Source organism: Gammaproteobacteria bacterium (assembly GCA_016199745.1).
Classification (GTDB): Bacteria; Pseudomonadota; Gammaproteobacteria; order Acidiferrobacterales; family Sulfurifustaceae; genus JACQFZ01.
In genome coordinates, this window is sequence record JACQFZ010000042.1 from 25,015 (window position 1) to 37,856 (window position 12,842).

Genomic DNA, 12,842 nt, shown 5'->3' on the forward strand with positions numbered 1-12,842 from the left:
GGGAGAGGGATAGGGGTGAGGGGATCCTTTGTCTTGACGTCAAAAAATATCGAACAAGACTCCGGCTCCCCCTTTCCTCAACCCATTCCTACCTGGGTGTGCGGACCATGTATGTACCCGTTTGGCGACGCGAATGTTCACTGAACATTCGCGCCAGCCCGGCCTTGTTTCCCACGAGGAGCGAGGGGCTCCTGTAAGGTTGGGCATTGTCGCCGGTGAAACGTCGGGTGATTTGATCGGCGCCGGCCTAATCCGCGAACTCAAGAAGCGGTTGCCGAACGTGATCGTCGAAGGTATCGGCGGTCCGCGCATGCAGGCCGAGGGCTGTGTCTCACACCATGAGATGGAGCGCCTGTCGGTCATGGGCCTCGATGGCATCGCCAAGATCCCGGAGATTCTTCGCATTCGTCGGCAATTGGCCGAACGTTTCCTGAAGACGCCGCCGGATCTTTTTATCGGTATCGATGTCCCGGACTTCAATCTCACGCTGGAACAACGCTTGCGATCTGCCGGTATTACCACGGTGCATTACGTCAGCCCAACAGTATGGGCGTGGCGTCGTTATCGACTGCGCAAGATCAAACGCGCGGTAGATCACATGCTGACGATATTCCCGTTCGAAGCGCGTTATTACGAGGAGCATCACGTCCCGGTGACGTTCGTCGGTCATCCACTGGCTGATGAAATTCCCGAAGACTATGATCCGCGGGAGATGCGCCAGCGCCTCGGCTTACCGCTCGCCGGCACTCTCGTTGCATTGCTGCCCGGTAGTCGACGCGGTGAGTTGCGCTGGCATGCGGCCTTATTTGTGCGCAGCGCCCAGTGGCTATATGCGCGTCATCCAGAGCTCCATTTCGTCGCGCCGTTTGCCAGCGCCGATACACAAATGTTGTTCGAACAGGCGCTGATAGAAGAGGGTGCGACTAATTTGCCGATCACGCGCTTGCTGCATCGCTCACGCGAAGCATTGGCAGCGAGCGACGTGGTGCTGGCAAAATCCGGCACGTCGACGCTGGAAGCGGCGTTGCTCAGGAAACCGATGGTAGTGACGTATCGGGTGTCGGCGCTGACGTATGGATTCGCGCGCCTTTTTGTGCGCGTGCGCCACTATGCGTTGCCGAATCTCCTTGCTGGCCGACAGCTTGTGCCCGAGCTGATACAAAGTGATGCGGTACCGGAGAAACTGGGACGCGCCATCGAACAATATTTAGAACATCCGGAGCAAGCGCAGTCAGTACAGATCGCGTTAGCGGAGATGCATGCATCGCTCAAGCAGAATGCGGATGTGCGGGCGGCGGAGGCGGTGGTGCGGATTTTGGCGGTACGGTTGGGGGGTAGTTGAATCGCCCTCTTACGAGGGCGATGCTGGTCGAGGTAATAAATGTAAACAGCGGGATGCTCCGCCCCGCAACCCAGGGTTACTTTTCTTTGCTTGTGCAAAGAAAAGTAACCAAAAGAAAGTACCCCCCCCGGTGGCGCAGACATGCCACTGCGCTTCTCGGGATTAGGCCGGCGCACTCGCACACGCCATCCCTGGCGTGAGCGAGAGGAACCGGCTCCTGCCGGTTCCCCTTCGGGCTTCTGCCTAAACCCTGCGAGGCTCGGGCATGCGCCACAGGGGGATTAACGGCAACCGCAACGACAACGACAACGGCAACCACAACAACAACCGCCCTCACCCTAATCCTCCCCCGCTGCGCAGGGGAGGGGATAAATGTCGGGTGGGCAGCATTGCTGCCCACCCGTTATTAGAATCCGCGTGGGCAAAAAAGCGTTGCCCACCCTACAACAGCCACCCTAACCCTCCCCCGCTCTAGCGGGGGAGGGTTAGGGTGGGGGGTGTGTGATATGGGTTTTTGCAGTTGTTGTTGCTGTTAATCCCCGTGTGGCGCATTCCGAGCATCGGAGCTTTTGGCCTCGACGCGCGCAGGAGGCGCGCGGTCTGGCTCAGTACAGGGATGTACTGTGCCAGACATAGTTAGTGAGCCAAAAGTGAGAAGCGCAGGAAGGTTTTGCGCCACCCCGGGGGGTGCTTCTCTTTGGTTACTTTCTCTTGCACAAGCAAGAGAAAGTAACCCTGGGTTGCGGGGCGGAGCATCCCGCTGATTAGAATTTATTACCTCGACCATCATCGCCCTCGTAAGAGGGCGATTCCTATTCAAAGCCCCAACTGCTTCACCAACGGCAATCGACTATTAAAGCGCAGCTCACGTCGACCACCACCGAGATCGCGTCCGAGTACGCGCAGCGCCGGTTCGAGCTTCGCGCCGCTATCGCTGGCGGGTGTCGCGCTACCGGTAAAACGAATTTCGCCGTCGCCGGTGACGTGCCATTGACCTTGACCACTGAGTTGTAGATCGCCCCGTTCGGTACTCAACTGAATGGCGGCGTTTTCGCCGGCGCCATTGATATGCAAACGATAGTCACCGAGGCCCGCGGGGCCGACGAAACGGCCGCCGGCCCCGCGCCAGACAGCTTCGGCTTGGCCTGTTAGTCCAGTGGCGTTGAGGTCGAGACTGTTCGATTGCAGCTCGATGGTGCCGGTCGGCTCGAAGAACGAGGCAGGTGCATAAAGTAGCGCGGCGAGGTGTACCGGCAAGGTCGCTTTGAGCTCGCGTACCGCCCACGCTTTGCGGGCGAGACGTAATTGTGCCTCGCCACGCATGGCGGCGCCGTCCAGCTTCAAGGACAGCTCGGCCTGACCGATGAACAACCGCAGCGGATTGATGTGCCAATGGAGCCTGCCCAGATGCTGCACGCTCGCGGCCGGCGTGCCAGCGTAGATCTCGCCTTCGCCGTGCCAGATGGTGCCGCTGGCGCCATTGAGCGTGACCACGCCGTCACTGAAACGTTGGGCGACGGTAGCTAGTAACGTCGCCGGCAACGTAACCACCAAAAATAGTAAATAACAAATGACGGCGAGCACGACATAGCCCGCCACGCCGGCGAGCCGGCGACTGTCGCTCATGGATTGGCGACGCGCAGTACGAGTCGGGCGTTGACGACGCCGGGTGCCGACTGCGGTTCAAGGCTGCCGTTGTCGACGCGCACACCGCCTTGCTTGTGTAGATGCGACAACCAACTCAGCAGATTATTGAAAGTAACGCCGTCGAGGGCGACGCTGACGGCGTTCGCTCCCTGCGGCTCCATGCGCTTCATATTTTGCTGTACGCCGTAGGACTGTGCCGATTGCTCGACGAAGCTCAATAAACTGCCACCCGGTACGGCGGCGGGTGTCGCCGCTCGCAACTGTTGAATGCGGTTCGCCTGCGTGCGCATCCACGTTAACTGTTCTTGCGCGCGCGGGACTTCGACCCGTAGTCGGTTCAAGTCTTTTTGTAACGGTGCCAACAGCAGTACGTAGAACAATAGAATCACCGCGACGCCGCCGCCGATACCGACGAGCAAACGTTCGCGTGCGCTTAAGCCGCGCCAATAATTGCTGATTTGATCGAGTTGAGCCTTCATGTCCGTTGCCTCGGTTTCAACCTGGCGCCGGCCGGTTGGATACGTAATCGCCCTTCGACTTCGCTGCCGCGGCTGTTGGCTGTCAGCACTTCGACTTCGAGGCTGGCGGCTTTCAGCGTATTTTTCATGGCATCGAGCGCTTCATATTTGGGGAGCGTGATGTCGAGCGTCAGGCTGCGCTCGCCGTAGCGAATGCCTTGCAGCTTGGCGGTTCCTTGCGCGGCTTGCAGCGTCGGTGCTACGCGCGCGAGCAGCGGCAACAAATCGGCGGGGCCGCCACTACGCGCTTGCAGTGCATCGATATGTTTTTGCATGGTTGCAGCTGGGTCGATAGCTGCCTTTGCCTCAGGAAAGCTGCGCTGCAGAATATCGCGCATCTCGGCGGTGATGGCGCTATGCGCTTGCCGCAACCGTACCCATTCGATGACATCGACGGTCAACATGCCAATCAGCCAAAGACACAGCATGATGATCGCCGGCCGTAACGGCTGCACGACTTGCTGCAAATGACTGCCGCCGGGCGAGAACTCGGCCTGCATCAGGTTGAGTGCCGGTACAGTGGCCGCCGGCCAATAATCGTAACCGTCCACACCAACCGGCAGCCCAAGGGTGTTGCTCCAGGCCTCGACGTCGAGCGTCGCCGGTGCGCCGTAGATCATAAGGCTTTGCGGCGCGCGTTCTTGCGCGACCGCCTCTTTGATCGCTGCCACCAGTAACGGCGTCGGTGTGTCGCGCACGGCGAGGACGGTAAAGCCGGCGAAGGCGCCGGTTCGTACCCATAATTCAGTGCCGACGAACGCCACCGACCAAGCGTGCGATTGCAGCGGCAATGCTAGGTGTCCTGGGCAAAGGCTGACGGGTCGTATGCCAGCACTATGTAATGTATCGAGCCAAAGCGTTAAGCGCGCGCGTCGCGTCACGGCAACCGCCAACGTGCCGTCGGCCTCGCGGACATAAGAGAAATGAAGTTGATCGGGTTCGTCGAGCAGTTGCTCTTCCAACGCGTACGGCAACGCTTGCAGAATGCGCCCGCGCGCCTTCGTTGGGATCGTTGCCCGCGTCAGCAATGTTTCTGCTGCCGGCGTCCAGATATGCACCGGCGCAGCCCGTACGAAATTAGGCAGCTGCGTTAGATCGGCGGCGCGGCCGCTGCGCTCACTCGCATCGCGGGTCGGTGCGTGCCAATAAACCGATGCGTCGGTTTCCGGCCAACCGCGCGGCAAATGCAAGGCGATACGCCGCGGACCGACGTTCGGCGCGTTGAGTCGCGACAGTCCCTCTTTAAGTTTTGTCTTTATCTTTATCTTCATCGGGAATCTCAAGCGGTGGTTGGCGGTACCACAAAACTTTTGTGCTGCTGCTACCGCCGGTAGTGCGTTCGATCAGGCTTTCGGTGGTTTGTTTCATGTTCCCGATGCTCACCTTGACCGTCACTATAAAATAGCTGGTCGTTACATCATAGGCAGCGGTTTTTGCATCGGGCGCTAATTTTAAAAGGGCGTCCAACTCGCCTTTATTTTTGAAAGGCTGGGTTTTCGCTAATTGCACGATTTGCTCAGCCTGCGGCACCGGTATATTGGCGAGTGCGGCGATGACCTCGCGTGACGCGGTATTGACGTTGACCGGCGTCTTTTTCGGCAGCGCGATGACATGTTGCAACAACCGGTTGAGCGCTTCTTTGTCTTTATTGAAGCCTTTGATCATGCGCAATTCACTGGCGCTCGTCAGCGGTCGATTGGCGGCGCGGCGTGGCGGGTTCTCGTTTTGATATTCGAGATCTTCGGCGCCGCCGGCGGACAAATCCGGGTTCGGATCTATCCAGTCGATCAATGCTTCGGTCAGCGCCGGATCTAGACCGTCGGCGGTAAGCAGATTGCGAAAGACCGCCGCTTCCTCTTTATTGACCTGCCGGGTTTTATCGTCAACGACATTATTAAGGTTAAAGCGCGCCTGAGCGTCGCTGATCTTGGCAACGCCGCCGCTAACAGCCAACGTCGCTTTCGCCCAGTCTTCGGTCAGATTGTCGGTTTGCGGGGCGTCTTTGCCGTCTTTCTTCAACATGACGCCGGCCGCCGCTTGCATACCGCGACGGAATGCTTCTGCTTGCGTTAGTTGAGTGAGATTCTCGGTTTGCCGCAACCAAACTTGCTGACCGAGGCCGACGGATGTCGCCACAGCGGCGATGATGGCAACGATCAGCAACGCCGTTACCAACGCGATGCCCTGTTGGCGCTGGCGGTAGGCGCTCAATTTTGGGCTCCGACGACGAACGTGCGCGTGAATTTGCCGTGGTCTTTGATGACTACAGTCACCTCCACTCCGTCGGGAAAGTCGGAGGGGGTGTTATTGCCGGTGGTGGTTTGTGGCGGCGGCGGCCAATCGGAGTAGGTCGAGCCCTCGTCCAGGAAGCGCACTGCGAATTCCTCGACGTTCTGTAGTACCGGTGTCGCGTCCGCTTTTGTCAGCGGTGCGCGGTCGACCACCGGCCACGTCAGACGCATCAGTCTTCCTTCTTGCAGGCGGTACCCGACGCGCTGGAGATCGCCGGTTGTGTCCGATAGCACCAGCAGGCCGCCGCGCGTGAACTCCATGTCCGGCGCTGCCAAGGCGCGCGGATCGGGTGCGTGGCCGAGAAAGGGTTTGAGCTCTTCGTTATTCGTGTCGCGGATCGGGCGATTGCGCACCAACGAAACATCTTGGCGAATGCGCACGAAGCAAAGCGAGATCTCGCGCCAGAATGCGCGTTCGGCGTCGACTCGATCGCGGTTCTCGAGTAGTCGCATCAAGCCGCCGTAAGCCATCGCCGAGAAAATGGCGAACACGGCAATCGCGATTATTACTTCCAGCAGCGTGAACCCGTGTGCGCGCTTCATGGCTTGGGTAAGGCGGCTGTAAGTTGCGCCAGCACATGCTCGGAGTCGACGGTTCGCACTTCGATATCCACCAGCCGTAGATCGGCGGTTTCGGTGCCGTACACGCGTTCATGCCAACGCCATTTTTGCCCGGCGAGGTCGAGCGTGCCGTCGGTTGTGCCGAGGCCGGGCCAGACGGATGATTCCAGCTGATGGTGTGCCGCCCGTTCTTCCGCGACCCACAGCGCAACGGTGCGCTCGCGCATGCTGATGCTGAGGCTAATGGATTGACCCACGCTACTTAATGCGGCGGCCATGGCAATGGCGAGCACGGCGAGGGCGACGAGCACCTCGATCAGCGTAAAGCCAGCCGTTGTTGTCGCTCCTCGAAAAAGTCCGGTGCCGGACTTTTTGAGTGCGTTGTTATGCCGCGGCGGGTTCAATGGACCGGGATGCCCGTATCTGGCCATCGTTTTGCCCTTGGACGTACCAAACGCTGTCATGGAGCTCGAGCACGAAGGTAAATGGATCGAGTGCGCCGCTAGGATCGAAATAAACGATATCGGTGCGTTTTTTTGCGTCGCTGGTAGCGGATTTAATCGGGTTGAGTGTTATGTGATATGACAGCGCATGGGGACCGAGCGGATCGGCAGACCCGATCTTCGCCGGCTTGCCGTCGGCATCGAATTGCAGAAATCCATAGCCATCGCGCCGCAGCTCGAACGCATATAAGCGACCCTCGAGGATCGCTTGCTGTTGAGCGCCCTGCAATGCCAACACCAAGCGGCTGGCTTCGTCGTGCACCATATCGTTGTCGTCACGCTCGAGCCGGACACCGACAAAGCCAAGCACGATCACCATCAACAGCAGCACAACGGCGATTTCTATTAACGTAAACCCGCGCGCGGCCAATGCCGTTCGGGCTGGGAGCCGAGCGTTTACGCTAGCTGTTCGGCACAATGGGTTAGTCACCGCGGCCGCTCTCCCGAGATGAGGTGTCAGACCGGAATCGCGCTACTGCGCGTTCTCGGAGCTGACGTCGGCGTTGTAACCTTCGCCGCCCGGTTGACCGTCGGCACCAAGACTGATCACTTGGATCGACCCGCCGACGTTCTCGTAAAGGTAATCATTGTTCCAGGGATCCTTCAGCTGCGCGGCGTTGTCGAGATAGCCGCCGCTCTTCCAGTTGCGCGGAACGTCGCCGGTCTCGGGACGGCGTACCAGCGCCGTCAAACCCTGTTCGCTGGTCGGATAACCGCCGTTATCGAGGCGATACATCTTGAGCGCATTGATAACGACGTTGACGTTGTTCTTTGCCGCTACCACGCGCGCCTGATCGGGCCGGTCCATGACGCGTGGCGCCAGCAGGCCGACGAGAATACCGAGGATGACTAACACCACGAGGATCTCGATCAGGGTAAAACCGCGAGCGCGTGTACGGCGAATCGTTTTTGTGGGTGACATGACAAACCTCATTTGACTAACTGATTCATTTCGAAAATCGGCAACAGAATAGCAATAACGATAAACAGCACGAGCCCACCCATTACCAAAATCATCACCGGCTCGAGCAATGCGGTCAGCGCTTTCACCCAGTTCTCGAGCTCGCGCGCTTGGGCCTCGGCGGCGCGTTGCAGCATGACGTCGAGCCTGCCGCTGGTTTCGCCACTCGCGACTAAATGGACCACGAGCGGTGGGAATAGTTTGCTCTTAGCGAGCGCACGCGACAGGCTGCCGCCTTCGCGCACTTGTTTGAGCGCGTCTTCGACACCGCGGCGCATCGGCAGGTTATTAACCACCGGCACCGCCGATTGCAGGGCTTGCAGCAGGGGAATGCCGCTGGCCGTAAGGATGCCAAGCGTATCGGCGAACCGGGCGGCGTTAATGCCGCGCGCCATGCGGCCGACGACCGGCAGCTTTAACATCGCCAGATGCCAGCGTTCCTTGAGCACCGGATTACGCAAGGCGAGGACAAAAGCGATCACGCTGCCGATAACGCCCAACAGAATAAACGATCCACCGGCGCGCACACCGTCGCTGACGCTGATTAGCAAGCGGGTGGCGAGGGGTAATACTTGACCGGTGTTTTGGAATACGCGTGTCACTTGCGGTACTACGTAGACCAGCAACAGCGAAACGACGGAAATCGCGACAAAGACAAGAATGACCGGATAAATAAACGCCAGCATCACTTTTTGCCGTAATGCCTGGCGGTTTTCGGTGTAATCCGCCAGTCGTTCGAGGACTTCGACCAACTTGCCCGATTGTTCGCCGGCGTCGACCATCACGCGATAGATATCGGGGAACGCCTGTGGGAATGCACCCATGCTGCGGGCGAGCGATTGGCCTTCGAGCATACGGCCGCGGACACCGGCCAGTACGTTACGCGTGCGCGCTTTCTCTGACTGTTCGATGAGCGCGTTCAAGCATTCTTCCAACGTCATACCGGCGCGCACCAAGGTGGCGAACTGCCGGGTGAGTAGGGCGAGCTCGCTGCCGGAAATGCCGCGGCGCGAGAACGAGCGCGTGCGTGTACCACTGGCGGTGGTGTTTGGTTGATCGCGGATGGCAGCGACCGACAGCGGCGTTAAACCGCGTTCGCGCAGCAACCCACGGACCTGCCGTTCGGCATCGCCGTCGATGACGCCGCGCACAGCGCGGCCATGGGAATCTAATGCTTGGTATTCGAAGCCAGCCAATCTACATGACTCCTTTATTCGCCCGGTCCCACTCTCCGCGCGAGAAAGGGGTGGGGAGAGGGGGAGTCAATCGGAGCGCATCGCCAGCGCTATATTTTTTTAATTGCATCGTCCTGCTCGGAGCGACGCTTACTCGCGCGACACACGCAATACTTCGTCAAGACTGGTTTCGCCAGCGAGCACCCAACGCAAACCGTCTTCACGAATCGAGCGTAAGCCGCGCGCACGCGCGTTCTCGCGGATACGTTCTTCTGAGGCGCCATCGTGGACCAGGGAACGCATGGCGTCGTCGACCGTGAGGAGCTCGAACACACCAGTACGGCCCTGATAGCCGCTATTGGAGCAGGCCGGGCAACCGACGGGCAGGTAGATGCGCACGTTTTTAGCGGCGTCATTCACTTGTAGTAACTGGCGTTCGGCGGCATCAGGAATGTGCTCGCGTTTGCATTGCGGGCAGAGCTTGCGCACCAATCGTTGCGCCAGTACGCCGATCAAGCTCGATGCGACCAAGAACGGTTCGATACCCATGTCGACCAGGCGCGTGACTGCACCGGCAGCATCGTTCGTATGCAACGTCGCCAGCACTAAGTGGCCGGTGAGCGACGCTTGCACTGCAATCTGCGCGGTTTCGAGATCGCGAATTTCGCCGATCATGATGATGTCTGGATCTTGCCGCAGGATCGCGCGCAACGCGCGCGCGAATGACAGCTCGATCTTCATATTAACTTGCGTCTGACCGATGCCGTCGAGGTCGTACTCGATCGGATCTTCCACCGTCATGATGTTGTGCGTCGTCGTGTCGAGTTGCGACAGCCCGGCGTACAGCGTCGTCGTCTTACCGGAACCGGTCGGGCCGGTGACGAGCAAGATGCCATGCGGTTGGTGGATCAGGCCATCCAAAATGTTCAAGGTCTCGGCCGGCATGCCGATGGCGGTGAGTGTCAGTTTGCCCGCTTGTTTATCGAGCAAGCGCATGACCACGCGCTCGCCGTGCGCCGTCGGCAGCGTCGATACGCGTACGTCTACCGGTCGACCGGCAAGACGCAAGGTAATGCGACCGTCCTGCGGCATACGCTTTTCGGCGATGTCGAGCTTGGCCATGATCTTCACGCGCGACACGACCAGGCCATGTGCCGCTTGCGGCGGTTCGATGACATCGCGCAACACGCCGTCGATACGGTAACGCACGACCGAGCGCGATTCGAACGGCTCGATGTGAATATCGGACGCACCTTCGCGCACGGCCTGCGACAGCAATGCGTTGATGAGGCGCACGATCGGCGCGTCGTCCTCGCTCTCGAGCAGGTCAGCGACTTTCGGAAGGGTGATGTCGGACAGATTGGGATCGGTGTCGAGACCGTCGACGATCTCCATCGCATGATGCGTGCCGCGCTCGTAGGCGCGGTTGAGCGCCAGGTCGAAGGCTTCGGGGCTCAACTCCAGCAGATGGATCGGCTGGCCGAGGGCGCGTTGCAACTCGGCTAACACCGAGCTCGACACGCCCGGTCGCACCCATACTTCAAGGCCAGCATCGACTTGGCGCGCGGCGATGACACCGTGGCGTTTAGCGAAGTGATAAGGCAGTCGATCCGTCCATTGCGGATCGAGCGTTGGCGATTCAGCCTGGGTTTGCATGGGCTTAATTCGACGGTGCGGTACTTTGCGGCACGTCTTGCTCTTTTTTCGGCAAGGACGATGTGTTCGGCACGTCGTCCTTCTTTTCGTCCTTTTCTTCCGGTTTCTTTTCTTCCGGCGGTTTTGGTCGTGTCGGTTCGAAACGATCGAGCAACTCGGCCGGTCCGTTGTTGTTCTTGTCGCTCTGCGCGCGGATGGCGTTGTATCGGTCGGTCGTCAGGCGATAACCGTCTTCAGCGGTGCGAATAATGCTGGGTCGCAGGAACACCATTAAATTGGTTTTGGTTTTGTCGGTGGTCTTCGACCGGAAGAGTGCGCCAAGGAGTGGAATACGTCCCAATAGCGGCACTTCCTGGCGCGCGTCGTTCGATTTTTCTTCGAGTAGGCCACCGAGGACAACGGTATTGCCGTCATCGACCAGCACCTTCGTTTCCACCTTGCGCACGCTGACGATGAGATCGGCCGCGCCGACCGATCTGCCGGTGGCGGTAACGGCGGAAATCTCTTGCGCGATATCCATTCTGACGCCGCCGCCTTCGGAAATTTGCGGTTTGATCTTGAGCTTGATACCGACGTCTTTACGCTCGACCGTTTGGAACGGATTGGTCGTGCCACCGGTGGTCGACGTGGTCGAGCCGGTGATGAAGGGCACATTGTCGCCGACGGTGATGGTGGCTTCAGCGTTGTCCAACGTCATCAAGTGCGGCGTTGATAGGACGTTGGCCAGGCTGCGGGTTTCGAGCGCGCGGGCGAGGGCGCCGAGCGACCGGATTTCGGTGCCATCGGCAAGCGTGATCTTTTTCCCGAGGAAAGCGAGCGTGAAACCCGCGGCGCTGCCGAGCGAGGACTTGGGGTCGATGACAGTGCCGAAAAGACTGGCTCCATTCGTGTAGTTGGTCGCGCCGACGACGGCACCTTCACCGGCTTTACCGCCGCTGGCCCACTGAATGCCGAGCTCGGATGAGTTCGTGTTTTTCACCTCGGCGACCAACGCTTCGACCAGCACTTGTGCGCGGCGCACGTCGAGCTTTTCGATAACAGCGCGCAAATTGTTATAAACCGCGTCGGAGGCATTGATGATGAGTGCATTGGTCGACTCATCCGCTTGAATCAACGACGACTCGGCGGTGCGATTCGCCGGACGCGCGACGCCGACGCCGGGCGTGGCGGCCACGGCGGTAGCCGCAGCTTGTTGCGAGCGCGCCTCGCCGGCGAGCAAGCCGCGTAGGACTTCAACGAGCTTGATTGCTTCGGCATTGCGCAGATAGATCACGCGCGTTTGCCCGCCGGTCGTCGCCGGCACATCGAGCTTGGTGATCAGCGTACGCAGCTGTTCCAGCCGCCCCGGATTGTCGGTGCGAATCAGCAAGCTGTTGGTGCGCAGGTCGGGGATGATGGTGAAGCGATCGCCACCACCGCCACCCGGCATGCCCGGTTGGCCGGGGATGTTGGCGCCGGGCGCCGCCGCCAAACGTGCGATCAAGTCGGCGAGGTCGAGCGCTGACGCATGTTGTACCGGCACGACCGTGACATCGCTCGACGTCGGTTGATCGATGCGCTCGATGATTTTCAGCATGCGCCGAATGTTGTCGGCGTAATCGGTGAGGATGAGCGCATTGGCGCCTTCATAAGCGGAAAGCTGACTGGTCGGCGCCATCAGCGGCCGTAGCAGTGGCACCATTTGCGTGGCCGAGACGTTCTGCAATACCGCTACGTGCGTCGTGATTTGTTCGCCGCCTTTCGGCGCATCTTTGAAGACGTCGGCGCTCATCTTGGCTTCGCCGGTCGGAATAATCTTCACCAGCCCCGAACCTTCGACCGCGGTAAAGCCTTGCGCTTTTAGCGCTGACAGAAAAATTTGGTAAGCCGACGACCGTGATACCGGCTTGGCGGAGATGATGGTGATCTGACCCTTCACCCGCGGATCGAGTAGGAAGTTGCGCCCCGTCATCTGCGAGACCGCTTTCACCACTGCCTGGATGTCGGCCCCCTGAAAGTTCAGCAAGATCTGATTGCCGTTTATCGGTACCGTGCCGGCCGGTGCCCCAGGTTGCGCACCGGGTTGTGCCGATGGTGTCGCGCTGCGGTTATTGACCGGCGGTGGCGCAGGCACGGACGGAGGCGGTGCCATTGATGGTGCTTCATCAACGATTTCGCCGTCTTGCGATTCCGCTTGAACAAGACTTGA

The 12,842-nt window shown here is 59.6% G+C and carries 12 protein-coding genes; 1 reads left to right on the forward strand and 11 read right to left on the reverse strand.

Going from position 1 to position 12,842, the window contains the following annotated elements:
• The first annotated feature begins 133 nt into the window (after positions 1 to 133).
• Complete coding sequence (gene lpxB, locus HY308_09805) at positions 134 to 1,342, forward strand: lipid-A-disaccharide synthase (protein MBI3898576.1); 1,209 nt, start codon at positions 134 to 136, stop codon at positions 1,340 to 1,342.
• Positions 1,343 to 2,158: 816 nt separating this feature from the next.
• On the opposite strand, the gene HY308_09810 is transcribed toward lpxB, so the two are convergent.
• The 11 genes from HY308_09810 to gspD form a co-directional block, all read right to left on the reverse strand.
• Positions 2,159 to 2,968 carry a type II secretion system protein N gene (locus HY308_09810; protein MBI3898577.1) on the reverse strand — a complete coding sequence of 270 codons (810 nt, stop codon included), beginning with the start codon at positions 2,966 to 2,968 and terminating at the stop codon, positions 2,159 to 2,161.
• Positions 2,965 to 3,468: a type II secretion system protein M gene (locus tag HY308_09815; GenBank protein ID MBI3898578.1), complete on the reverse strand. Its 504-nt coding sequence runs from the start codon at positions 3,466 to 3,468 to the stop codon at positions 2,965 to 2,967. The genes HY308_09810 and HY308_09815 overlap by 4 nt, the downstream gene beginning before the upstream one ends.
• Entirely contained in the window at positions 3,465 to 4,778 is a 1,314-nt protein-coding gene (locus tag HY308_09820) for a hypothetical protein (protein ID MBI3898579.1), read from the reverse strand. Before HY308_09820 ends, HY308_09815 begins: the two co-directional genes overlap by 4 nt.
• The gene (gene gspK, locus HY308_09825) at positions 4,750 to 5,718 is read right to left on the reverse strand and encodes a type II secretion system minor pseudopilin GspK (protein ID MBI3898580.1); all 969 of its coding nucleotides are present in this window, start codon (positions 5,716 to 5,718) and stop codon (positions 4,750 to 4,752) included. The genes HY308_09820 and gspK overlap by 29 nt, the downstream gene beginning before the upstream one ends.
• Positions 5,715 to 6,341: a type II secretion system minor pseudopilin GspJ gene (gene gspJ / locus HY308_09830; GenBank protein ID MBI3898581.1), complete on the reverse strand. Its 627-nt coding sequence runs from the start codon at positions 6,339 to 6,341 to the stop codon at positions 5,715 to 5,717. Before gspJ ends, gspK begins: the two co-directional genes overlap by 4 nt.
• Positions 6,338 to 6,790, reverse strand: a complete 453-nt coding sequence (gspI, locus tag HY308_09835) for a type II secretion system minor pseudopilin GspI (protein ID MBI3898582.1) — start codon at positions 6,788 to 6,790, stop codon at positions 6,338 to 6,340. Before gspI ends, gspJ begins: the two co-directional genes overlap by 4 nt.
• On the reverse strand, positions 6,744 to 7,232 hold the full coding sequence (locus tag HY308_09840; GenBank protein MBI3898583.1) for a GspH/FimT family protein: 489 nt from the start codon (positions 7,230 to 7,232) through the stop codon (positions 6,744 to 6,746). The genes gspI and HY308_09840 overlap by 47 nt, the downstream gene beginning before the upstream one ends.
• Before the next feature lie 102 nt (positions 7,233 to 7,334).
• Complete coding sequence (gene gspG, locus HY308_09845; GenBank protein ID MBI3898584.1) at positions 7,335 to 7,784, reverse strand: type II secretion system major pseudopilin GspG; 450 nt, start codon at positions 7,782 to 7,784, stop codon at positions 7,335 to 7,337.
• 8 nt (positions 7,785 to 7,792) lie between these two features.
• On the reverse strand, positions 7,793 to 9,019 hold the full coding sequence (gspF, locus tag HY308_09850; GenBank protein MBI3898585.1) for a type II secretion system inner membrane protein GspF: 1,227 nt from the start codon (positions 9,017 to 9,019) through the stop codon (positions 7,793 to 7,795).
• A 129-nt stretch (positions 9,020 to 9,148) separates the two neighbouring features.
• Complete coding sequence (gspE, locus tag HY308_09855; protein ID MBI3898586.1) at positions 9,149 to 10,654, reverse strand: type II secretion system ATPase GspE; 1,506 nt, start codon at positions 10,652 to 10,654, stop codon at positions 9,149 to 9,151.
• 4 nt (positions 10,655 to 10,658) lie between these two features.
• Entirely contained in the window at positions 10,659 to 12,785 is a 2,127-nt protein-coding gene (gene gspD / locus HY308_09860) for a type II secretion system secretin GspD (GenBank protein ID MBI3898587.1), read from the reverse strand.
• Between the last annotated feature and the right edge of the window lie 57 nt (positions 12,786 to 12,842).

Excerpts from the sequence above, each read along its gene's own strand:
- lpxB (MBI3898576.1), top strand. The coding sequence starts at position 134 with ATGTTCACTGAACATTCGCGCCAGCCCGGCCTTGTTTCCCACGAGGAG.
- HY308_09810 (MBI3898577.1), bottom strand. The coding sequence starts at position 2,968 with ATGAGCGACAGTCGCCGGCTCGCCGGCGTGGCGGGCTATGTCGTGCTC.
- HY308_09815 (MBI3898578.1), bottom strand. The coding sequence starts at position 3,468 with ATGAAGGCTCAACTCGATCAAATCAGCAATTATTGGCGCGGCTTAAGC.
- HY308_09820 (MBI3898579.1), bottom strand. The coding sequence starts at position 4,778 with ATGAAGATAAAGATAAAGACAAAACTTAAAGAGGGACTGTCGCGACTC.
- gspJ (MBI3898581.1), bottom strand. The coding sequence starts at position 6,341 with ATGAAGCGCGCACACGGGTTCACGCTGCTGGAAGTAATAATCGCGATT.
- gspI (MBI3898582.1), bottom strand. The coding sequence starts at position 6,790 with ATGGCCAGATACGGGCATCCCGGTCCATTGAACCCGCCGCGGCATAAC.
- gspG (MBI3898584.1), bottom strand. The coding sequence starts at position 7,784 with ATGTCACCCACAAAAACGATTCGCCGTACACGCGCTCGCGGTTTTACC.
- gspE (MBI3898586.1), bottom strand. The coding sequence starts at position 10,654 with ATGCAAACCCAGGCTGAATCGCCAACGCTCGATCCGCAATGGACGGAT.
- gspD (MBI3898587.1), bottom strand. The coding sequence starts at position 12,785 with ATGGCACCGCCTCCGTCCGTGCCTGCGCCACCGCCGGTCAATAACCGC.